18 protein-coding genes and 1 pseudogene are annotated in these 20,574 nt (G+C 66.8%); 5 read left to right on the top strand and 14 right to left on the bottom strand.

The genetic code is table 11. The features are described from left to right. Positions 1-10: 10 nt before the first annotated feature. Both FOB72_RS19430 and FOB72_RS19425 read left to right on the top strand, forming a co-directional pair. Positions 11-1,081, top strand: coding sequence for an LLM class flavin-dependent oxidoreductase (locus FOB72_RS19430; RefSeq protein WP_191002343.1), 1,071 nt, complete (start codon positions 11-13; stop codon positions 1,079-1,081). After that, positions 1,074-2,486 carry an LLM class flavin-dependent oxidoreductase gene (locus tag FOB72_RS19425; RefSeq protein WP_223851699.1) on the top strand — a complete coding sequence of 471 codons (1,413 nt, stop codon included), beginning with the start codon at positions 1,074-1,076 and terminating at the stop codon, positions 2,484-2,486. Before FOB72_RS19430 ends, FOB72_RS19425 begins: the two co-directional genes overlap by 8 nt. Before the next feature lies 1 nt (position 2,487). Here FOB72_RS19425 and FOB72_RS19420 read toward each other — a convergent pair whose 3' ends face one another. Further along, positions 2,488-3,627 carry a porin gene (locus FOB72_RS19420; protein WP_191002342.1) on the bottom strand — a complete coding sequence of 380 codons (1,140 nt, stop codon included), beginning with the start codon at positions 3,625-3,627 and terminating at the stop codon, positions 2,488-2,490. A 148-nt stretch (positions 3,628-3,775) separates the two neighbouring features. Here FOB72_RS19420 and FOB72_RS19415 point away from each other — a divergent pair, with 148 nt between their 5' ends. Next, positions 3,776-4,474: a MarR family winged helix-turn-helix transcriptional regulator gene (locus tag FOB72_RS19415; RefSeq protein WP_191002341.1), complete on the top strand. Its 699-nt coding sequence runs from the start codon at positions 3,776-3,778 to the stop codon at positions 4,472-4,474. Here FOB72_RS19415 and FOB72_RS19410 read toward each other — a convergent pair. From FOB72_RS19410 to FOB72_RS19375, 8 genes are all read right to left on the bottom strand, one after another. After that, positions 4,460-5,440 carry a hydroxymethylglutaryl-CoA lyase gene (locus FOB72_RS19410; protein ID WP_150374374.1) on the bottom strand — a complete coding sequence of 327 codons (981 nt, stop codon included), beginning with the start codon at positions 5,438-5,440 and terminating at the stop codon, positions 4,460-4,462. The genes FOB72_RS19415 and FOB72_RS19410 overlap by 15 nt on opposite strands. A 12-nt stretch (positions 5,441-5,452) precedes the next feature. Further along, the gene (locus FOB72_RS19405; RefSeq protein ID WP_150374373.1) at positions 5,453-7,066 is read right to left on the bottom strand and encodes an AMP-binding protein; all 1,614 of its coding nucleotides are present in this window, start codon (positions 7,064-7,066) and stop codon (positions 5,453-5,455) included. Further along, entirely contained in the window at positions 7,063-7,857 is a 795-nt protein-coding gene (locus FOB72_RS19400) for an enoyl-CoA hydratase/isomerase family protein (RefSeq protein ID WP_150374372.1), read from the bottom strand. The genes FOB72_RS19405 and FOB72_RS19400 overlap by 4 nt, the downstream gene beginning before the upstream one ends. Before the next feature lie 12 nt (positions 7,858-7,869). After that, entirely contained in the window at positions 7,870-9,081 is a 1,212-nt protein-coding gene (locus FOB72_RS19395) for a CaiB/BaiF CoA transferase family protein (protein ID WP_150374371.1), read from the bottom strand. 6 nt (positions 9,082-9,087) lie between these two features. Continuing rightward, positions 9,088-9,819 (bottom strand): enoyl-CoA hydratase/isomerase family protein, encoded by a 732-nt coding sequence (locus FOB72_RS19390; RefSeq protein ID WP_150374370.1) that lies wholly within the window; start codon positions 9,817-9,819, stop codon positions 9,088-9,090. Positions 9,820-9,824: 5 nt separating this feature from the next. Further along, complete coding sequence (locus FOB72_RS19385) at positions 9,825-10,781, bottom strand: NAD(P)H-dependent flavin oxidoreductase (RefSeq protein WP_150374369.1); 957 nt, start codon at positions 10,779-10,781, stop codon at positions 9,825-9,827. Between the two features lie 40 nt (positions 10,782-10,821). Next, complete coding sequence (locus tag FOB72_RS19380) at positions 10,822-11,787, bottom strand: Bug family tripartite tricarboxylate transporter substrate binding protein (RefSeq protein ID WP_150374368.1); 966 nt, start codon at positions 11,785-11,787, stop codon at positions 10,822-10,824. 137 nt (positions 11,788-11,924) lie between these two features. Continuing rightward, positions 11,925-12,188: a hypothetical protein gene (locus FOB72_RS19375; RefSeq protein ID WP_150374367.1), complete on the bottom strand. Its 264-nt coding sequence runs from the start codon at positions 12,186-12,188 to the stop codon at positions 11,925-11,927. Positions 12,189-13,190: 1,002 nt separating this feature from the next. Between FOB72_RS19375 and FOB72_RS19370 the strand changes: the two are divergent. Next, positions 13,191-13,652: pseudogene (locus FOB72_RS19370) on the top strand (depolymerase); the annotation flags it as partial. Between the two features lie 28 nt (positions 13,653-13,680). Here the strand turns inward: FOB72_RS19370 and FOB72_RS19365 are convergent. From FOB72_RS19365 to FOB72_RS19355, 3 genes are read right to left on the bottom strand one after another with little or no spacing between them, the layout of a single operon-like run. Further along, positions 13,681-14,451: an SDR family NAD(P)-dependent oxidoreductase gene (locus FOB72_RS19365; protein WP_150374365.1), complete on the bottom strand. Its 771-nt coding sequence runs from the start codon at positions 14,449-14,451 to the stop codon at positions 13,681-13,683. Between the two features lie 28 nt (positions 14,452-14,479). Beyond that, entirely contained in the window at positions 14,480-15,793 is a 1,314-nt protein-coding gene (locus tag FOB72_RS19360; RefSeq protein ID WP_223851698.1) for an arabinose transporter, read from the bottom strand. 23 nt (positions 15,794-15,816) lie between these two features. After that, positions 15,817-17,142: an amidohydrolase family protein gene (locus tag FOB72_RS19355; protein ID WP_150374364.1), complete on the bottom strand. Its 1,326-nt coding sequence runs from the start codon at positions 17,140-17,142 to the stop codon at positions 15,817-15,819. Positions 17,143-17,304: 162 nt separating this feature from the next. On the opposite strand from FOB72_RS19355, the gene FOB72_RS19350 reads away from it, so the two are divergent. Beyond that, a complete protein-coding gene (locus FOB72_RS19350; protein WP_150374363.1) occupies positions 17,305-18,210 on the top strand; it encodes a LysR family transcriptional regulator in 906 nt (301 codons plus the stop codon). Positions 18,211-18,256: 46 nt separating this feature from the next. On the opposite strand, the gene FOB72_RS19345 is transcribed toward FOB72_RS19350, so the two are convergent. Both FOB72_RS19345 and tehA read right to left on the bottom strand, forming a co-directional pair. After that, a complete protein-coding gene (locus FOB72_RS19345) occupies positions 18,257-19,417 on the bottom strand; it encodes an AI-2E family transporter (RefSeq protein WP_150374362.1) in 1,161 nt (386 codons plus the stop codon). A 127-nt stretch (positions 19,418-19,544) separates the two neighbouring features. Further along, positions 19,545-20,534 (bottom strand): dicarboxylate transporter/tellurite-resistance protein TehA, encoded by a 990-nt coding sequence (gene tehA / locus FOB72_RS19340; protein ID WP_150374361.1) that lies wholly within the window; start codon positions 20,532-20,534, stop codon positions 19,545-19,547. Between the last annotated feature and the right edge of the window lie 40 nt (positions 20,535-20,574).

Below are 20,574 nucleotides of genomic sequence, written 5' to 3'. Positions count from 1 at the left end.
GGACGATGCCATGCCCCACGAACGCGATGCCCACAACCCTCGCGACGGCCGCCGGCCGCTCGTCGCCGGCGTCACGCTTGCCGCGCTGCGCGCGAGCGAGCACGCCGCGCTCCCCTTCAATCCTTTCCGAAGCGATACCACGCTGGCGCATGCGCGGGCACTGGAAGCGCTGGGTGTCGACTTCCTCGTTATCGAGGACTCGGCGCTCGATACCACCGGTGTGGCGGACGGCCATGCCGCCCTTGCGCTCGAAGCGTTTACGCTCGCATCCTATCTGGCCGTCACCACGCGGCATATCGGACTCGTGCCTGTCGTCAATACGAACTACGCGCAACCGTTCGCGGCCGCGCGCCTGATTGCATCGCTCGACCACGTGAGCCATGGCCGTGCGGGCTGGCTCGCCGTAACGGACGAGTCCGGCAACGCCGCCGCGAACCACGGTGCCGCGCCGTCCGCCGACACACAGCGTCGCGCACGCCAGCGCGAATTCGTCGACGTGGTGGAGCAACTGTTCGACTCGTGGGAATCCGGCGCCTTCGTGCGCGACAAGGCCAGCGGCGCGTTCGTCGACCTGACCCGCGCGCATTTCATCGAGCACGCGGGTGCCGCGTTTCAGGTAAAAGGACCGCTCAATATCGCGGCTTCGCCGCAGGGCCGGCCGCCACGCCTGCGGCCTGACGGCAGGCTCGGCACCGATGTGTCCACGCTAACCTTGCAGCGCGTGACGCCATGCGTCGCCGACACCCGCGCCGAAGCCGAGTTGCTCGCCGTCGGGCTCAACGGTGCGTCCGAAGGTACGTTCGAGGGTACGTTCAACGAGGCGTTCGTCGGCACATGGGCCGACTGGGAAGCCCACATCGCCACGCTCCACGCGCGCGCGCTGGACGGGGCATGGCTGACCCTGCCGCCCGCACGCACGCGCGACCTCGTCTACCTGACGCGGCTGCTCGAGCCGTTCGGACTCGTGGAACGCCCGGCCGGGCCGGTCACGCTGACCCGACGCCTCGGCCTGCCACCCGCCATCAACCGGCACGCCGCCCAACGCGAGACGGCGCGCCCGATACAGGATGCCCATGCCTGACACCCGCCATCGCCAACTTCATCTGGGCCTGATGTTCTGGGCCACCGGTACGCACTCGGCGGGGTGGCGGCACCCGGCCGCGCGCGCCGACGGCGCGTTCGATATCGCATTCATCCAGCAGACCTGCCGCGACGCCGAGGCTTCGTGCTTCGACTTTATCTTCCTCGGCGACCGCCTCGTGGCGGACCCCGCGCTGGCCAGGACGAATCCGGGCCAGATGGCGAGGCTGGAACCGTTCGTCGCGGCGAGCGCGATCGCCGCGGCGACGGAACGCGTCGGCATCGTGGTCACGACGAACACCACCTACAGCGATCCCTTCACCGTCGCGCGCATGCTCTCGTCGCTCGACCACCTCAGCGCGGGGCGCGCGTCATGGAACGTCGTGACCGGTGCGGATCCGGCCGCGGCGCTGAACTTCAGCCGCACCGCGCATTGGGACAACGAAGCCCGCTACGCGCACGCGGAGACCTTCACGCGCACGGTGCGGTCGCTGTGGGATGCGTGGGGACCCGACGCACTGACCGACGACGACGGCAAGCTGGCGCTGCATGCGCGGCAGATCCGCGCGGGCGGCTCGGCGTTGCCGCGCTCGCCGCAGCATCATCCGATCATCCTTCACGCGGGCACTTCCGAACGCTCGCTGGATTTCGGCGCGCGCCACGCGGACGTGATTTTCACGGGCGACGCGCGGTTCGATGTGGCACGCGACTTCTATCGCGAGGTCAAGGCGCGCGCGGCCGCCTATGGCCGCAATCCCGACGACCTCAAGGTCGTGCCCGGGCTGACCGTCATTGCCGAGCCGACGACCGAGGCCGCCGTATCGACCTACGACACGCTGAACCGTCTGCTCACGCTCGACCCGGAGGACCCCGCGCCCGAAGGCACGCACGCCGGCGACGCGGCCGCCGCGGACTTCCAGTACGTCGGCATGGGACGCGGCGCCAGCCGCAACCTGTCGCTCGCGAGCGATGTGCTCGGCGTCGACGTCCGGGGGCATGCCTACGATGCGCTGGTCCCCGCCGATATCGCGGATCGCGCGAGCGAGCGTGGCCGGCAGATCCTGGCGTACATCACACGCCTGACGCGGCGCGACCTCGTCGCCGCCGATCCGGCCCGGCGCATCACCTACCTCGACCTGATCCACGCCTCCATCGCGCAGAGCTCGGCCGTGGTCGGCAACCCGGCAGAGGTTGCCGACTATATGCAATGGTGGTTCGAGGAAGGCGCGGCGGACGGATTCAACGTCTTCATGCCTTTCCTGCCCTATGCGATGGACCGGTTCCGCACGCTCGTGGTGCCGGAGCTGCAACGGCGCGGTATCTACCGCCAGCGCTACGGCGGTCCACGGCTGCGCGACCATTTCAACCTCCAGCACCTGCCCGCGCGCGAACGGGCTGCCGCGTAGCTCAGAACCGGTGACGCATGCCGAGGAACACGCCGATGCTGTCGTTGCGGCCCGCATAGGCGCCGCTCAACGCCGAGCCCACGCGATTGTAGGCGGTGGCCAGATAGGTATCGGTGCGCTTCGAGAAGAAGTAGTCGCCGATCAGGAACGCCGACAGCTTGTTGCCGCTCTGGCCCGCGGGGTTGACGTCGCGCGCCGCGTCGTAGATCACGGCGGCCTTCAGCACCCATGCCTGCGTGGCCTGGTACGTGGTGCCGAACTGGAACACGTGGTCGGTCCGCGGTGCGGTGCTGCTGCCCGTGCCGGTCATGCCCGGATTGGCGTAGTACTGCGCATTGGTCCCGTACGTCGGCAGAAAGTCCTGGCTTGTCGACGGGGCGAATGCGCCGTCGCGGCGCGTGTACAGGTAATAGCCGTGCAGCGTGACCGGGCCGATCGCGTACGCCGCGCCCACGCCCGCGTTGGTCTGCTTGTTGCGGTTCGGGTCGCGCGCCTGCTGGCCCACCGCGCCGAGCACGAGCGGGCCGCTGGTGTAGTTCAGGCCCGCCGAGTAGATCGACCCCGCCGACGCCCCGCCCGCGAACTCGCCGAATGTGTACGCGGCTTCGATCTTGAGCGGTCCGACGTTCTGCTGGTACTTGAGCGAGTTGTCCATGCGCGAGCCTTCCAGCAACTGCACCCAGACATCGCTCGCGCCCGTGTTGCCCCAGCCGATCGTGTCGAACGGCAGCAGGATATCGAACGGCACGCTGTACTGGCGGCCGAACGTGATCTGGCCATAGTCGGCGTTGAGCCCGACCCATGCCTGGCGGCCGAACAGGCGGCCGCCCTGTAGCGACACCCCCGTATCGGGACTGAAGCCGGCCTCCAGCCGGAACACCGCCGTCGTACCGCCGCCAAGATCCTCGCTACCGAGCAGGCCCCAGCGCGAACCGTTGAAAAAGCCCGGCACGATGCCGACCGCGCTGCCGCTGCGCGTGGCGCGGCCCGCGGCGTTGGTCGCCGCGATCTGGTTGGTCTGGAAAGCGATGGCCGTATCGATCAACCCGTAAAGCTGGACCGAACTTTGCGGAATCAGGGACTGCGCCTGCGCGGCCCCCGCCATCGTCAGCACGATGCCCAGCGTCGAAACCTTCTTCATTGTCTCCTCCTTGTAAATTGGTTTCGAATGTAAACCACATGATGGACAACGTAAACTATATGGTTGCAGCTTCGGGTTAGCCATGTGTCTCGGCGGCGACAATGGCGTTAGAATCGTTGACAGTGACAACCATTCGGAGCTGTACCCCATGAGCGCAACGAAGTCCGCGAAGACCGCCAAGTCCGCGAGCAAGACCGCCGCAGCCCCGGCCCCGGTCGCTGCCCCGCGCATCATCACGGACCTGCTCTCCTCGCGCCTGCACAACCTCGCCGGGCTCTCGGCGGCCAGTGCGTCGCTGCGCGTGCAACGCAAGTTCGGCCTGACGCTGCTGGAATGGCGGTCGATCGGCATGCTGGGCGCGTACGCGCCGTTGTCGCTGAAGGAGCTCGCGCGCCGTGCCGCGCTCGACAAGAGCTATGCGAGCCGTACCGTGTCGGCGTTGATCGAACGCGGATTGATCGTCAGCGCGCGCAGCGATACCGATGCGCGCGCGGTGCTGCTGAGCCTGACCAAGGCCGGAGACGCGCTCTATCGCAAGGTGATCGTCGACGCGAATGCGCGCAACGAACGGCTGCTGCGGCCGCTGAGCCCCGAGCAGAGGAAGATGCTGATGGAGATGCTGGCGGTGCTGACCACGAGCGCGCGCGATGTGCTCGACGAAGAGCGGCGTGCGGCGGCCGGCGACGCCACCGACGAGGATGACGAGGGCGATCCGCAGGGTCCCGTGGCCGGCACCACGCCGGTGGAAACGGGCGGCGGCGCGGACCTCGATCTTGCCGAGATCCGCTCGCTGGTCTCGCGGCTGAACCGGCTCGTGGGCGAGCCGGGCGGATCAGGCAGCCTGTAACGCCGCGCGCAGCGGATTGAGCCCGCTGCGCAGCACGCGACTGTGGAGCTGACGGCCAAGCACGGCCTCGCACGCGCGCCCGGCCTCGAGCATCCCGTCGAGGTCGATGCCGGTCCGCACGCCCATCGCATCGAGCAGCGCGACCCAGTCCTCGGTGCAGACATTGCCCGTATGGCCGCCGCCGTATTGCACCTTGGCCGGATGGCCGCCCACGCCGCCCATCGCGCAATCGAAGTGGGTCACGCCCGCCTCCAGCGCCGCCACATAGTTGACGAGCCCCGTCGCGCGCGTGTCGTGGAAATGCGCGATCGGCGTGACGTCCGGAAAGTCCCGCCGCATCTTGCGAAACAGCGCGCGCACCGTCTGCGGCGTAGCCATGCCCGTGGTATCGCCGAGCGTGACCAGCGTCACGCCGAGATCGCGGAAGCGGCCTACATCGCGTAGCACCTGCTGCGGGTCCACCGCGCCCTCGAAGGGGCAGCCGAACGCCACCGAGATGGTGCCGACCATGCGGAAGTTGCCGCGCGCAGCCTCGGCCATCGCGCGAACGTTCTCCCATTGATCGTCGCGGCTGCGCTTGAGGTTGCGCTCGGAGTGCGAGGACGAGGCCGAGACGAGCAGGCTCACCTCGTTCGCGCCGATACCGTCCGCGCGGTCGGCCAGCGCGCGGGACACCGCATGGCCGTTGGCGCAGGTAGCCTTGTACATGACGCCATCGCGGCGCGGCAGCGCGCGGAGCAGCGCCGTCGCGTCACCGAACTGCGGCACGACCTTGGGGTTCGAATACGACGTGGCTTCCACGCGCGGAAACCCGATCGCGGCGAAGCGGTCGATCAGCGCGGCCTTGGTATCGGTCGGCACGAAGTCGGGCTCGTGCTGCAGTCCGTCGCGGGCGAAGCATTCGCAGAGGACGACTTCAGCGTTGCCGACATCGGGGACGTTGTCGAGATGGGGGTCGTTTGTCATGGGGTATTGGAATCAAAGCCCAAAGCGCGCGATCGCATGCTCGCGCAGCTTGTTCTTCTGTACCTTGCCGCTCGCGGTCATGCCGATGCGCTCGAAATCCACCACGACATCGGCATAGCGCGGCGTCCGGAAATTGGCCATGCGCGGCTTGCACCAGCCCAGCAATGCCTCCGCATCGAGCGTCATGCCCGGCTTGAGCGTGACAAATGCGGCCGGCACTTCGCCGAGGCGCGCGTCCGGCACGCCGACGACCTGTGCCGACGCGACGGCCGGATGCGACAGCAACACCTGCTCCACCTCGGCCGGCGCGACGTTCTCCCCGCCGACGCGAAACACATCCTTGAGCCGGCCGACCAGACGCAGGCGCCCGTCGGCACGCAGCGCGCCCAGGTCGCCGGTGCGCAGCCAGCCGTCGGCGGTAAACACCCTGGCATTCGCCTCGGGCTGCTTGTAGTAGCCGCGCATCACGCCCCAGCCGTTCACCTGAATCTCGCCCACCTCGTCCGTGGCACAGACGGCCCCGGTGGCGTCATCGACGATGCGCACGCCCACCCCGTCGTGCGGCAGCGCGAAACCGCCCACGCGCAATGCTTCGTCGTCGCGCCAGTCGTTGAGCACGACGTTGGGCGACGCTTCGGACAGCCCATAGGCCCAGCAAATGCGCGCGATGCCCATCTCGTCGATGATCTTCCGCATCGTATCGGGACCTGCCGCGGCCCAGCCGCCGCGCAGATGCAGGCGCGAGCGGTCGAAGGTCTCGTGCGAGATCAGCAGCTGGAACAGCGTCTCGTTGCCCGAGATAAACGTGCAGCGCTCCTGATCGAGCATCCGCAGTGCGGCGCCCGCCTCGAATGTAGGCAGCGTGGCGATGCTCGCGCCCGCGCAGAGCGCGCACAGCAGCGACAGCGTGGAGCCCGCCACATGAAAGAACGGTCGGCAGTTGAAATAGCAATCGGCGGGACCGATGCCAAGGCGCTCGCCCACGGCCGTCGCGTTGCGCAGCATGTTGTCGTGCGTGAGCATCACGCCCTTGGGATGCGCGGTGGTGCCCGATGTGAACTGGATCAGCAGCAGATCGTCGGGAACCACGGCCTGCATCGCGGCGTCGAGTTCGTTGTCGGAAACCACGTCGCCATCGGCCAGGAATGCCTCCCACCCGAGGCCCGCGCGCGGCACGTCGTCGCCGATCGCCACCACATGGCCCAGCAGCGGCAGCGACTGGCCCGGCAGTGCGCGATCGACGGCGGGCTCGGCCTCGCGGAGGTAGGCCATGAAGTCGATCTTGAGAAAGCGATCGGCCAGAATCAGCAGCCGCACATCCGATTGCCGCAGGCAATAGGCGATCTCGTCGGCCTTGAAGCGCGTGTTGACGGGCACCGTGACCGCGCCGATCATCGCCGCGCCATAGAAGCTGGCGACCCAATGATCGTCGTTGCCGCACAGCAGCCCGACAAAGTCGCCGCGCCGAATGCCGCGTGCGAGCAACGCGCGGGCCACGCGACGGGCCTGGATCTCCAGCTGGCGCCACATGGTCGCGCCGGCGGGCGTGACGAGCGCGCGCTGCGTGCCGCGCTGGCTGGCCTGCAATGCCAGCACGGCGGACAGGGTACGGGGTTCCCAGCTCATGCTTCGCCTCCCTGCGACTGACCGGTACGGCTGAATCCGCTGATGCCCGAGCGCCAGTCGGAGCGCGACAGATTCTCTTCGATGGCCAGCAGCTCCTCGGCCAGCGCGCCGCGCGGACCGAGCTCGATGCCACGGTCGATGCAACGCTTGGCCAGCCGCATGCCCAGCGGCGGCGCCTTGGCGATGGAGGCGGCCATGCCTGCCACCTCCGCGTCGATACCGTCGCGCGCGACGATGCGCGTGACGAGGCCCGCTTCCAGTGCGTCCGCGGCGGTCAGCCGTCGGCCCGTGAACATCATGTCCTTGGCCAGCCGCTTGCCGACGATGCGCGCAAGCCGCTGCGTCGCGCCCACGGTGCCCCATTGCGCCTCCGGCGTCCAGAACGCGGCATCCGGCGTGGCGATGGCAACGTCGCAGGCAGCGGTGATCTCTACTCCCGATCCGGCCGCAGCGCCTTCGACCACGGCGATCGTGGGCATCGGCAGGGCTTCCAGCGCGTCATACGCGAAGAAGCCGCGCATGCGGCGGGCGAGCACCTGCGCCTCGTCCATCGTCTTGCGTTCCTTGAGGTCCGCGCCCGCGCAGAATGCGGGGCCGGCGCCGCGCACGAGCACGACACGTACGTCGGGGTCGGCTGCCGCGGTGGCGGCGGCGCGCTGGAGGCCTTCGCACATGGCGAGGTTCAATGCATTGCGGCTTTCGGGCCGGTTCAGCGTGATGGTGGCGATGCCGGCATCGACGGCATACAGCACGGCCGGCGCTTCAGCGGCGGATAAGGTGGTGTCGGTCATGATATGTCCTGCTCAGATTGCCTTCGCCTCGCGCAGCGCGCGCACGCGTTCCGCGTCCATGCCCAGCCGCTCGCGCAGCACGGTTTCCGTATGCTCGCCCAGCAGCGGTGGCCGGCCGACGAGGGGGTCGTCCCAGCCGTCGAACCGCAGCGGCACGGGCAGCGCCGGAAACGTGCCAATCTCAGGGTGATCGAAATGCGCGACCATGCCGCGCGCCTTCACGTGCGGATCGGCGAGGACTTCGTCCACCGCGTTGATCGGGCCCGCCGGGACGCCGGCCGCCTCCATCGCGTCGCACAGCGCGTCGCGGTCCCATGCGGCAATGGCCTTGGTCAGATGGCGCATGACCTCGTCGCGGTTCTCCACGCGGCCCGCATTGGTCTGCAACGCGGGATCGGCGCCCCATGCTTCGATCCCAAGCACGCCGCACAACGGCGTCCAGTGCTGGTCGCTCGCGGTGATATGGAGCCAGCGGCCGCCTTCCGCCTGGAAGCTTGCCGACGGCACGCGGCCCGGATGCTCGGTGCCCAGGCGCGGCGGTACCTCGTTCAGCGCGAACCAGCGCGCGGCCGCCAGCGTGAGCAGGCTGACCTGCGCGTCGAACATGGACAGATCGATATGGCACCCCTGCCCCGTCGCGCTGCGCCCCTCCAGCGCCGACAGCAGCGCGATGGCGGCCCACAGCCCCGACGTCAGATCCGCGACGGGCAGGCCCGGTTTGACCGGTCCGCCATCGCGCTCGCCGGTCAGGCTCATGATGCCGCCCATCGCCTGGAACACCGTGTCGTAGCCCTTGCGCGAGGCATACGGCCCGGTCTGGCCGAACCCTGTGCATGACAGGTAGACCAGTTTCGGGTTGATCTCGCGCAGCCTGTCCGCGTCGAGGCCGTACCGTTTGAGCGTGCCGACGGGAAAGTTCTCGATGACCACATCCACGCCGGCGGCGAGATCGCGCACGATCTGCTGGCCCTGCTCGCTGCGCAGATTGACGGTGATCGATTGCTTGCTGCGGTTGAACGCCATGTAGTACGCGCTCTCGCTGCCGCGATGGCCGGCGTCCTTCCCTTCCACGCGCGGCTCGAAGCTGCGCGTCTCGTCCCCTGTGCCGGGCTGCTCCACCTTGATGACGTTTGCGCCGAGCTCGGCGAGAATCATCGAGGCGAACGGACAGGCGAGGACCCGCGACAGGTCGAGGATCGTGATGTGCTCGAGTGGCCTGGCCATGGCGCGTTACCGTTCCGTCCGCACGAAACTGCGCATGCGCTTGTTCGCTTCGCGGCCCACTTCGAGGCCCTGCGCGAGCGGCAGGTCGACAACCTCGTGGAACGTTTTCTTGGTGGTGGCCATCGCGGCGCGGCTGACCGCGGCCATCCGGCTGGCCATGGCCATCGCTTCGTCCATCAGCACCGCGTCGTCGTGGACCGCGTTCACCATGCCCAGTTCCACCGCGCGTTCCGCATCGATGGTCTCCCCGGTCGCCACGAGGTGGAACGCCGCCTTGCGGCCGATCTGGCGCGTGAGGTTCGGCAGCACGATGGCCGCGACGATCCCGTGCTTGACTTCCGGATAGCCGAGGCGCGCCGAGCGGCCCGCGATGGCGAGATCGCAGGCGATGGCCAGCCCCGCGCCGCCGCCCATTGCGAAGCCGTTGATCGCCGCGATAACGGGCTTGCTCATGCGCGATACGCTCAGGTGCAATTGCATCGTGAGTTCCGCGCGCTCTTCCACGCGCGACATCTGGTCGGGCGTCAGGTCCTTGAACTCGGTGATATCGGCGCCCGCGCAGAATGCGGCGCCGTTGCCGGTAAGCACCACCACGTGCACGGTGTCGTCGGCTTCGGCAGCGGCCAGCGCATCGACGAGCGCGCGGGTCAGCGCGTTGTTGAGCGCATTGCGCTTCTCGGGCCGGTTCATGCGCAGCACGCGGACCTGACCCACGTCTTCGATCAGCAGTTCGTTCATGGTTCTTACCTCGATAATCCTGCAATGTTCGCCATCGCCTCGCGCGTCTCCGCCACGATGCGTTCGACCAGCGTCGCCGCCGGCACCAGTTCGTCGATCAGCGCCGCGCTTTGGCCGGCTTCGACCTTGCCTTGCTCCACGTCGCCATCGACGGCGGCCATGCGCAGCGAGCGGCTGCCGAACAGCGCCTCGAGCGCTTCACGCGGTTGTCCTTCGCGCTCGGCGGCCTCGTATTCGGCCGTGAACGCGTTACGCACGGCGCGGATGGGCAGGCCGCGCCAGCCCACGAGCGTGGTGTCGCCGACGCCGGCGCCGAGCACCTTGTCCTTGTAGGCATCGTGCAGCGAGGCCTCGGGCGTCAGCAGGAAGCGCGTGCCCAGCTGTGCCGCATCGGCACCGAGGCACAGTACGGCCGCGACACCCGCGCCGTCGGCAATCCCGCCGCCCGCGACGATCGGCAGGTTGACCGCACGCGCGATCAGGCGCACGAGTACGAGCGTGCTGGTGCCGCTCGGCGGCGGGTGGCCGCCGGCTTCGCCCCCGACCACCACGAGGCCATCGACCCCCGCGTCGGCGGCCTTGCGTGCGTGGTCGGGGTGGGCGACGACATGCAGCCACTTGACGCCTGCGGCCTGGAAGCGCGCGATATGCTCGCGCGGGCTGCCCTGCGAGGCGATCAGCACGGGCACGTGTTCGTCCAGCACGATCTGCAGATGCTCGGCCGCGCGCTTGTTGTACAGCGCGACATTGACCGCGAACGGCGCATCGGTGATCTCGCGCACTTCGCGGATCGCGCGACGCAGGTCGTCGGGACGCATCGGTCCCGCGGCGATCACGCCGAGGCCGCCGGCCCGGGATACCTCGCCAGAGAGGCGGGAACTGGAGGAGGCCCAGCTCATGCCAGCCTGGATGATGGGGTAGCGGATCCCGAGCAGTTCGGTGATGCGCGTCTTGAAGCTCATGTATCGGTTCCTCTCGATTCCCGTGTAGAAACGTGTGACGCTATTCCGCGGTGATGCCGGCCGCCTTGATAATCGGACCCCAACGCCCCTGTTCGGCCTTGACCTGATTGCGATACGCATCGGGCGTGCTGGACTGCGCGATGCCGCCCTGCTCCGCGAATTTCTCCACGACATCGGGCGTCCGCAGCGCGGCGGTGGCCGCTTCCACGATCTTCGCGGCGATATCGTTGGGCAGGCCGTGCGGCGCCACGATGCCGTACGCGCCGGCGGCGAGCACCTTGGGCAGGCCCACGTCGGCCGCGGTCGGCACGTCGGGCAACGCGGCAAGCCGCTTGCTGTCGGTGACCATCAGGCCGCGCAGCTTGCCGGCCTTGATCAGATGCGCCACGGCGGGGACTTCGGCGATAAACATGTCCACCTGGCCGCCAATCAGGTCCTGCACGGCGGGCGCGCCGCCCTTGTACGGCACGTGACGCAGCTTGATGCCCGCTTCGCGCTGAAACAGCGCGCCGACCACATGGGTGCTGCTGCCCACGCCGGCGGAGGCGACGGTGTACTTATCCGGCTCGCGCTTCGCGGCGGCCATGAGGTCGGCGGCCGTCTTGAACGGGGAGTTCGCGCTGACGACGAGCAGATTGGGCGTCGAGACCATCGTGGTCAGGTAGGTGACGTCCTTGAGCGCGTCGAACGGCATCTTGGGCGAGATAAACGGCGCATAGACCATGGCACCGGTGCCGGCCATGCCGAGCGTATAGCCATCCGGCGCGGCGCGCGTGACCCCCGAGATCCCCACGAGGCCCCCGGCGCCGGGCCGGTTCTCGACCACGATGGTCTGCCCGAGCTTCGTGCCCATCGACTTCGCCAGCGTCCGCGCCATCACGTCGGCCGGGCCACCGGCGGCGAACGGCACGATCAGGACGATCGGCTTCTCCGGAAACGCCGCCTTCGCCGACCCGAAGGCCAGCAAGGCGGCCACGCACAGCATGCCCCTCATCACGCGCAACATCTTGTCTCCTTGGTCTGTACTGCTTGTTGTTGGTGGACACTGTATTGGATATTGTTGTGTTTGTCCACTATTAGAAGACCAGAAGACCGGGGCTTGGATGGATCAGCTAGGGTGGCGGGCGCGCCAGCAGGACGAGACTACTCTTCTTCCCACGGACTCTTCCGTGGCGGCGGCTCCGGCTTGCCGCGCTCTTTCCGCCCTTGCGCGCGGATCTCCTTGATGAAGGAGTACGTGAGACCGAGGAAGAATGTCAGATAGACCGGGGCTCCGACAATGACCGGCCGCCAGCTTGCACCTTGGGCCAGCGAAAATCCCAGCGCAAAAAGAATCATGCCTGCCAGGCCAAGATAGCCAACGAGAAATTTCTTGTATATCTTCTTCCGCGCATCCGGATTCTTCATTTTTCCCATCACGGACCGAGTGAATCAGCGTAGTCGAACGCCGCGCCGTTCAGCGTTGCGAATGAGTTTCATCGCTTATCCTTATTCTTCTTCCCATGGCCCTCGCTTGGGTGTCGCGGGAGACTCCCCTCTCTCTTCACGGGAAACGGAACGAAGTTCCTTGATCAATTGATAAGTTATCCCTACAAATATCGGATAGTTGCTTGACAACGGAGTGCTGCAGGACACCGCTTTCCGAGAAGAGGCTGCGAAGTGTGGCCAACTCATATCCCGAAACATGGCAGCTTCCATTTCTCTCCATATCGTATCTCCTTGGTCGTCCAGACGGTCGTTCGTGAACTGGCCGCGGATGGCGACTAAACGGAAGATTTCGTATCGTCTTTGCTATAGGTTTTTTTCGCATGGCGCCACGATGACTCACCAAATGGCAGCAATCCTAGTGCTTTGGCTCGCCCAGCAAATCCTGACGCTGCCACACATGTAAGACCGATCGTGAAACCGGCGAGTCGTCCCATATAACTGTCTATCCAGTAGATACAGGCATACACCAAAACCAAACCGACAATTATGAGCGCCACAATCGCCATTCCACTCAGATTTCCGTTTTTAATGATGCATTTCATTTATTAAGACTTTTTTAATAAGATCTTGTGCAGCAGAAGAGGCCGTCGAATTCTTTCCGATCTCGATAATTTCATTTGTTATAGGCGTCAACGCTTTTCCATATCCGGCATTAGCCGCCCCCCCCCCAGCCCGTCGCAACTGTGTGTGCAGCTAAACTTCCGGGATCAGGTTTTACCATCTATTGAATCGCAGTTAGTGCAAGGTTCGCTACGGTAGCAGGCAGGTCGGCTGGAATTACGTGAGGCCCGGGCACAGTTCCCACAGCCGTTGTGGCGGCGCTAACGCGCCCAGCCTGGGTCCCCAAGAAGCTCGCGATGTCCGCGATCGCGCCGTAATCATTAGAGTAGCACTGCTTATTCTTGTTTTTCTGTCATGATCGTGGACCGGCAAGCGTACGATCAGGCCGGCGCGTTGCTGCAGCAGATCTACGGCCCGTTGCAGCAGCCGGCCACGACGCTGACCGGCAGGATCGTGCCGTTCGATCAGCGCGAGTTCGCGGGGGCCGAGACCAGCATGGCGGATACTGGCTTCCTCTATGTGCCGAAGTCGTGCGATACAGGTGCCGCGTGCAAGGTCCACGTCGCGTTCCACGGCTGCAAGCAATCGGCCGCTGTGGTGGGCAATGATTTCTACGCGCGCACGCATTACAACAACTGGGCCGATACGAACGATATCCTCGTGCTGTATCCGCAGGTGAACGCGTCCACCGTGCCCTTCAACCCGCAAGGCTGCTGGGACTGGTTCGGCTATACCGGCATGGACTATGCCGTGAAATCCGGCGCGCAGATGCGGGCGGTCAACGCGATGGTTGACCGATTACTCGCCATCAAGCCGCAATAAAGCCGCCATGAACGAGGGCGGCTGTGCCTCACGCCGGCATGTCCACCCCCGATAACTCCGCGCAAGTCTCCAGCAGCCGCCGCTGCAGCACCGGATCTCGCGCCTGCGGGTTCGCGGCCATGCGCTTGAGGTGATAGAAGTACTCACCGGTGACGCGGGCGCGCGGGTCGTCGCTGGTCGCCAGCCAGGCCTGTGTCAGATGGGCCTGCTGCATGTCGTCGGGCGCGCCGGCACCGCCCATGCGGGTCGGGACCCAGCCCGGTTCCAGCGCGTTCGACAGGACGTCGGGCCAGCGCCTGGCGATGGCGAACGCCAGCAGCGTGTCGTGCAGCTTGCTTTCCGCGTACGCCGTAGCGCCATTCCAGCGACGTTGTTGCCAGCGGATGTCGCCGAGATTGGCGTCGGCGTCGTGATGCATGCCGGAGCTCAGATAGACGAGCCGTGACGGACGATCGATCAGCGCGGTCAGGATATAGGCCGATAGCGTGTTGATCGCGAACAGGTGTGGCAGGCCGTCGGACGTTTCGCGATACGACTCGCGGTAGCCAACCGCGGCGTTGTGGATGACCGCCTCGAACGGGCCTAGCGCATTGACCTGAGCGGCAACGTCCTTCGCGCCGTCGATGGTTTCCAGATCGCCGGTAACGATGGCCTCGGCCGCGGGCAATGCGGTCATGGCGTCGTGGGCGCGCGCCGCATTGCGTGCATGGAGCACGACGCGGTGGCCGTCGGCGATCAGTTTTTCGGCGGCCATCAGGCCGAGGCCCGTGGACGAGCCGGAGATAAAGATGCGAGACATGATGAACTCCTGCAAAACGAAAGGATAGTCACGATTGGCGTGACTGGCGCGGTGGACGGCTGGCGGCAAGCACGAGTGCGCCACCCAGCAACGCGCAGATCGCGCCGAAGATATAGACGGCCGCATAGCCGGCCTGCGCGGCAATCGCACCGGCTAGCGGGCCCGAGATGCCGTAGGCGATATCGAGGAACGCGACGAATGCGCCCATCGCACTGCCGCGGTTCGCGGGCGGTACCCGCTTGAGCGCTTCCACGCCCAGTGCGGGGAAGATCAGCGCGCAGCCGAGTCCTGTCACCAGCGCACCGGCCAGTGCCACCGCTTCATGCGTGGCGGCCCATACCATCAGCTGGCCGATGGCTTCGACGCCGAGCGAATACAGCGCGACGCGATAGCCGCCGATCCTGTCGGGCAGATGGCCGAAGACCAGGCGCACGAAGATAAAGCCGATGCCGAATGCGGTCATGACCAGCCCGGCGTGGCCCCAGTGACGCGCCGCGAAATACAGCGAGGCGAACGCGGTGAGGCCGGCCAGGCCGACGCCCTGCAGCATCAAACCCAGTCCTTCGCGCCAGATCTGCGCAATCACGCGGTGGAACGGCAGGCGCTGGCCGCCGGGCGACACATAGGCCTTCGCGCCGAATGCGATGACGGCGGCCGTCACCGGTGCGGCGACGCAGGCCTGCATGGCGGCCTGGAAGCCCCACTGCTGGTACAGCGCCATGCCGGCGGGCGCGCCGATTGCGAGCGCGGCGAACATCGCGATGCCGGTCCACGACATCGACATGCCCGCGCGCTGCGGGCCGACCGAGGCGATCGACCATGACACGCAGCCGGTCACGAACTGGCTTTCGCCGAGGCCCGCGGCGAGCCGGCCTGCCACGATGATCGCGAGACTTGCCGTGGGCGAGAGCATCGGGAGCGCCGCCAGCGCGTACAGCAGGCCGCCGACGGCGCAGAACGCGGCGCCCTGCAGCGCGGCACGCCGGCCGCCCTGCCTGTCCGTGACCGCGCCGGCGTAGCCGCGTGTCAGCACCGTGGCCAGGAACTGGATGCCGATGACCAGGCCGACGATCACGTTGCTGAAGCCGAGCTTGTCGTGGACGAACAGGGGTATGACGGGCAACGGCAGGCCGACCGCGAGATAGCCTGCGAATAGCGCGGCGATGACGGGTAGCGAGGGCCGGGCGAGATGCGCCGCACCAGATGACGCACCGGCCGGCCGCTGCTCGGCCAGGGGCCGCGGCTCGCCGCCGACGCCCGCCGGCCCACCGGCGGCTCCGGTCGCCACGTGGTCGGCGCCAGCGGCTTCGTTACGTGTGGATGCCATGGACGTTATAGACATGATGCGCTCCCGATAACCGCCAGTCAGGCGCTGGCGAACAGCGCCGTGCGATAGCCGCTGGCCTCCAGCAGATAGTCGCGCGACGCCACCGCCTCGGCTTGCAGCTTGCCGACATCGACACCGATCAGCGTGCCGCCCTGCTTCCGCAGTTTGCCCGCCACCATCACCGTATCGACATCCGACCGCCCGACCGCCTGCACGATCGTGCCGACCGCGTCGGTCACCGGAAACACCGCCACGTCATCGGTCCGCACCATGATGATGTCGGCCTGCTTGCCCGGCGTCAGCGTGCCGATGGCATGCGAGAGCCCCGCCGCCCGTGCGCCGTTGACCGTGGCGGATTCGAGCACCGCCTGCACCGAGATCGGCGCGGGCACGTCGGCCTCTCCGCGGAAACGCCGATACCGCATGGCCGAGCGCTGCTGGCCGAACAGTGCATGCATCTCCCCGAACAGATCGCTGCCGAACGCGGTGTCGAGGTCGATACCGATGGCCGGGCTAAGGCCGTGATCGACGGCCTGCTGCCACGCAAAACGATCGTCGTCGAAGCCGAACAGCGCATCGGACCGCGGATTGATCGTCACGTTGACACCGGCCCCGGCCAGCAGCTTCCATGTTTCCTCGGGCAGCCGCGTGCAGTGGTTGAAGATGTTGTGCGCGCCGAGCACGCCCGGTGCCGCGAACTCGGGCCCAAGTTTGGCGAGATCGCCGATGAATTCGGTCAGGATCTGCATGTCGAGCCGGCGCGCGGCCTGCCACCATTCGAGGTTGAACTGGCCGAACAGTCCCACCTGCACGCGGCTGCCGGCACCGTTCCAACGCTTGGCCAGCCGCGCCAGATCGTGCGGCAAATGCGCATTGGAGGCGCGCTTGTCCATCGCCGCGCCGACCATATGCAAGGCGCGAATACCCGATTCCTCCAACGCTTCCAGCGCGGCATCGGTGTGGAGCGGGCTGCGCGAGCTATGGCACGCATCGATGATCGTCGTAATGCCGGCGTCGAGCGACGCCACCGCGGTCAGCCGCGTGCTCGCGTACATGTCCTGCGGGCGGTAGTGCGCGCCGAGCGTCTCCGCCACGACGTCGATATAGGCAAAGAGGTCGTCCACGTTCGGCATCAGGCGGCGCATGACGCCCAGCCACGCGTGATGGTGGGCATCGATCAGCCCCGGCATCACGATCGTGCCCCGGGCGTCGATGACCTTCGCGTCGGCGGCGACGATCTCTTCGCCGATCATGGCAATGCGGTCGTCCTCCACGAGGACATCGCCGACGGCGAGGTTGGGAACATTGGCATCCATCGTGACGACGGTGCCGCCCTTGAACAGCGTGCGTTGAATTTGAGGCATGGTGGGCTCCAGCGAAGGTTTGGAAGGCGTTTCGAACAAGTCGGCGACGACCGGTGCGGCGTCGTTGGAGCCAAGATTAGGGGCCAGACGATTTTTGATTAAGATAGGGGCTCTCAAATCATCTTTGCTTAAAGTCATGAATCCGCGCACGGAGGCAACCCCATGAGCTTCGATGGCAGGCTGTTGTCGGGGATGAGCGTATTGGCCGCGGTGGTCGAGAGCGGCAGTTTTACCCGGGCGGGCGACGTGCTCGGGCTCTCGGCATCGGGCGTGAGCCGCGCCGTATCGCGGCTCGAGGAGCGGATCGGCGTCCGGCTGCTCGACCGGACCACGCGCGCCCTGCACCTGACGAGCGAAGGCGCGCGGCTCTACGAACTGGCCGCGCCGCATCTGTCGGGCATCGAGGAAGCCGCGAACGCGGTATCGGGCGCGGCCACGAACGTGCGCGGCGCCTTGCGCGTGAGCCTGAACCCGATATTCGCGCGGCATGTGCTGGCGTCCGCGCTGGGCAGGTTTACGCAGCGCTATCCGGAAGTGGAACTGACCACGGTGACGTTGCCCGACTCATCGGACCTCGTCGCGGCCGGTGTCGATATGGCGGTGCGTTTCGGCCAGCCACGCTCGTCGGGCATGACCTCGCGCAAGCTGCTGGATACGCGCGTGCTGACCGTGGCATCCCCCGCCTATCTGCGGCAGTACGGCCAGCCGAAGACGCCGCGCAAGCTGGTCGAGCACGACTGCATCCAGTTTATCGATCCGCAGCGCGGCAAGCCGTTCGAATGGCTGTTTATGCGCGGCAAGGAAACCATCACGGTGGAGACGAAGGGCCGGCTGACGTTGTCCGACGGCGATACGCTGATCGGCGCCTGCCTCGCCGGCGCGGGTATCGCGCAGGTGCTGGCGCTCAGCGTGGAGCCGCTGATGGCCAGCGGCGCGCTCGTGGATCTGTTTCCCGACTGGCCCGGCGAAACGTTTCCGCTCTATATCGTGCGGCCGTCCCGCCGGTTACCGCCGGCTGCGGTGGAGGCATTTCTCGAATTCTGCCTCGAGTTATGCGCGCGGACCTAGGGGCGCGAATCTCGCAGAGGCGCCAACTTCGGCGCGCCCGGCACGCTCAGTCGGCCGTGGCGCGGTCTTTTTCGGCGCGCAAGCGAGCTTCCTGCGCCTCCGCCCGCGCGGGCCCGCCCTGCGCTTCCTCGCGCAGCGTCTCGGGCGGCGCGCCTTCACCGATGCTGTGCAGATCCCAGCAGGCGATAAACAGGGCCGCCACGAGCGGCCCGATCACGAACCCGTTGAGACCGAACAGCGCCATACCGCCCAGCGTCGAGATCAGCACGACGTAGTCCGGCATCTGCGTGTCCTTGCCCACCAGAATCGGGCGCAGCACGTTATCGACCATGCCGATGACGAGTGTGCCGAAGCCGATCAGCACGAAGCCCTTGACGAGGTCGCCGGTCAGCAGGAAATACACGGCCACAGGCAGCCAGATCAGCGCCGCGCCGACCGCGGGCAGCAGCGACAGGAACGCCATGATCGCGCCCCAGAGCATCGAGCCCTGGATGCCGAGGATCGCGAAGATCACGCCACCGAGCGAGCCCTGCACGACCGCCACCGCGATATTGCCCTTGACCGTCGCGCGCACGACCATCGTGAACTTCTTGATCAGATGCTGCTTGTGCGACGCGCTCAGCGGCACCGCGATGCGCACGCGCCGCGACAGTTGCGGGCCGTCGCGCAGCAGGAAGAACAGCAGATACATCATGATGCCGAAGCCGATCAGCAAATGCGCGGTGTTCTGGCCGATGCTGAGCGCGCGCGTGGCCAGGAACTGGCTGGTCTGCATCGCGCTGGCGCTGAGCTTCTGCTGCAGGTCGGACAGGCTCTGCACGTCGAAGCGCGACAGCAGGTCACGGAAGTAAGGCGGCAGCGCATCGACCGCGCGCTGGAAATAGACGCCGAAGTTGATCTGTCCCGATTTGATGCTCTCGTAGAGGTTCATGCCCTCGTTGACGAGCGAGATCGCGATGAGCGTCAGCGGCAGGATCACCAGCAGCAAGACCAGAAGCAGCGTCAGCAGCGAGGCGATATTGGCCCGCCCATGCAGCGCGGCCACGAGCCGCCGTTGCAGCGGCGCGAAGATGATCGCCAGCACGGCGCCCCAGAATACCGCGCCATAGAACGGCAGCAGGATCCAGAAAAATGCGATCGTGACGGCAGCCAGCAGTAACAGGAACGTCTTGTGATGCAGGCCCGTGGAGCCCGTCGGTTCGGCCATGAATACCCCTTGCGCTACCGGATTTGGATGGGCGCGCCGGACGGCAGCCGGCGCGCATTGCGCATTGTGCACGCTTCCGGGGCGTGGCCGCCATCGGTCCCCGTCCGACAGGGTTTTGACCGTGTGTTCAAGCCGTGCGGCGGAACAGGCGCCCCTGCCACAGCAGCCGCAGCGTCATCAGGAACAGCGCCCCGATAAAGACGTTGACGAAAATGAACAGCGGCAGCGCCAGGCTCGCGAACAGCGAGTTCGGCGCAATCGTCGCGGCGCGCAGGCAGGCGAGGCCCAGCGCGGTCACGCCGAAGCTGAAGGCCCAGAACGCCGGCGTGGTGCCCGAGGCGGAGAACCATCCCGCCAGCCGCGCGAGAAACAGGAACTGGAGGATGCCATAGCCGAACATCGCATAGAACGGCCAGTCCAGGCTGCCACCGGTCACCGACAGGTAGGCGACGGCCCCCACCACGGGCGGGGCCAGCTGGATGCCGAGCGTCGGCCGGATGGCGGGCGGGAGTTCATCGCCAAGATAGAGGCGGTATGTGAGAATCGATTCGATCGCCAGCCACGAGAACAGACCCGCGCCGAAGAACAGCCTCGCAAGATCGGTCCAGCCGAGCGCGCTCATGGCAATGGCGGACACGAAGTTGCCGGCCACGGTCGGCAGGTACATGACCGCGGTGGTATCGCCGAGCTTGCGCCCGCCGCGCATCATGCCGCCGCTGCGGTATGTGGAGAAGCCGAGCTGGCCAAGCGCGCCCACGACCACCAGCGCCGCGCCGAGCGCTGGCACGTAGCCATGGACCCAGACGGCGACCAGCAGCGTGGCGACGGGAATCAGCCCGATAAAGCAGCAGGCCACCGGGTGGCGCGCTTCGGTCAGCGCTTCTTCGCGGTGCCAGACCCACTTGGCGGCGAAAGACAGGACCAGAACCGCCCAGATCAGCGTGGTGACGACGAAAATCGCATCGTGGACGACCAGGCTCGCGCCCCAGAGGCTATGGGCGACTTTCCAGCAGTTGGCCAGGCCGGACATGCCGAGGACGATGCCTAGCGCGGAGGCGGGGATGGCGAACCCGGTGGTGGCGGGGGCGACGGGGACGGACGTGTTGGTGGTGGTCATGCGATCTTATGTTGGCGGCAGGCAGCGGCAAGCTTAGGCG

The organism is Cupriavidus pauculus, from assembly GCF_008693385.1.
Classification (GTDB): domain Bacteria; phylum Pseudomonadota; class Gammaproteobacteria; order Burkholderiales; family Burkholderiaceae; genus Cupriavidus; species Cupriavidus pauculus_D.
Note: the sequence above shows the minus strand (reverse complement) of the source record. Positions and strands in the feature narration are given on the sequence as shown.

Excerpts from the sequence above, each read along its gene's own strand:
- FOB72_RS19360 (WP_223851698.1), bottom strand. The coding sequence starts at position 15,793 with ATGTCTATAACGTCCATGGCATCCACACGTAACGAAGCCGCTGGCGCC.
- FOB72_RS19350 (WP_150374363.1), top strand. The coding sequence starts at position 17,305 with ATGAGCTTCGATGGCAGGCTGTTGTCGGGGATGAGCGTATTGGCCGCG.
- FOB72_RS19345 (WP_150374362.1), bottom strand. The coding sequence starts at position 19,417 with ATGGCCGAACCGACGGGCTCCACGGGCCTGCATCACAAGACGTTCCTG.
- FOB72_RS19430 (WP_191002343.1), top strand. The coding sequence starts at position 11 with ATGCCCCACGAACGCGATGCCCACAACCCTCGCGACGGCCGCCGGCCG.
- FOB72_RS19405 (WP_150374373.1), bottom strand. The coding sequence starts at position 7,066 with ATGAGCTGGGAACCCCGTACCCTGTCCGCCGTGCTGGCATTGCAGGCC.
- FOB72_RS19365 (WP_150374365.1), bottom strand. The coding sequence starts at position 14,451 with ATGTCTCGCATCTTTATCTCCGGCTCGTCCACGGGCCTCGGCCTGATG.
- FOB72_RS19375 (WP_150374367.1), bottom strand. The coding sequence starts at position 12,188 with ATGAAGAATCCGGATGCGCGGAAGAAGATATACAAGAAATTTCTCGTT.
- tehA (WP_150374361.1), bottom strand. The coding sequence starts at position 20,534 with ATGACCACCACCAACACGTCCGTCCCCGTCGCCCCCGCCACCACCGGG.
- FOB72_RS19380 (WP_150374368.1), bottom strand. The coding sequence starts at position 11,787 with ATGTTGCGCGTGATGAGGGGCATGCTGTGCGTGGCCGCCTTGCTGGCC.
- FOB72_RS19400 (WP_150374372.1), bottom strand. The coding sequence starts at position 7,857 with ATGACCGACACCACCTTATCCGCCGCTGAAGCGCCGGCCGTGCTGTAT.
- FOB72_RS19385 (WP_150374369.1), bottom strand. The coding sequence starts at position 10,781 with ATGAGCTTCAAGACGCGCATCACCGAACTGCTCGGGATCCGCTACCCC.
- FOB72_RS19415 (WP_191002341.1), top strand. The coding sequence starts at position 3,776 with ATGAGCGCAACGAAGTCCGCGAAGACCGCCAAGTCCGCGAGCAAGACC.
- FOB72_RS19355 (WP_150374364.1), bottom strand. The coding sequence starts at position 17,142 with ATGCCTCAAATTCAACGCACGCTGTTCAAGGGCGGCACCGTCGTCACG.
- FOB72_RS19390 (WP_150374370.1), bottom strand. The coding sequence starts at position 9,819 with ATGAACGAACTGCTGATCGAAGACGTGGGTCAGGTCCGCGTGCTGCGC.
- FOB72_RS19395 (WP_150374371.1), bottom strand. The coding sequence starts at position 9,081 with ATGGCCAGGCCACTCGAGCACATCACGATCCTCGACCTGTCGCGGGTC.
- FOB72_RS19410 (WP_150374374.1), bottom strand. The coding sequence starts at position 5,440 with ATGACAAACGACCCCCATCTCGACAACGTCCCCGATGTCGGCAACGCT.
- FOB72_RS19425 (WP_223851699.1), top strand. The coding sequence starts at position 1,074 with ATGCCTGACACCCGCCATCGCCAACTTCATCTGGGCCTGATGTTCTGG.
- FOB72_RS19420 (WP_191002342.1), bottom strand. The coding sequence starts at position 3,627 with ATGAAGAAGGTTTCGACGCTGGGCATCGTGCTGACGATGGCGGGGGCC.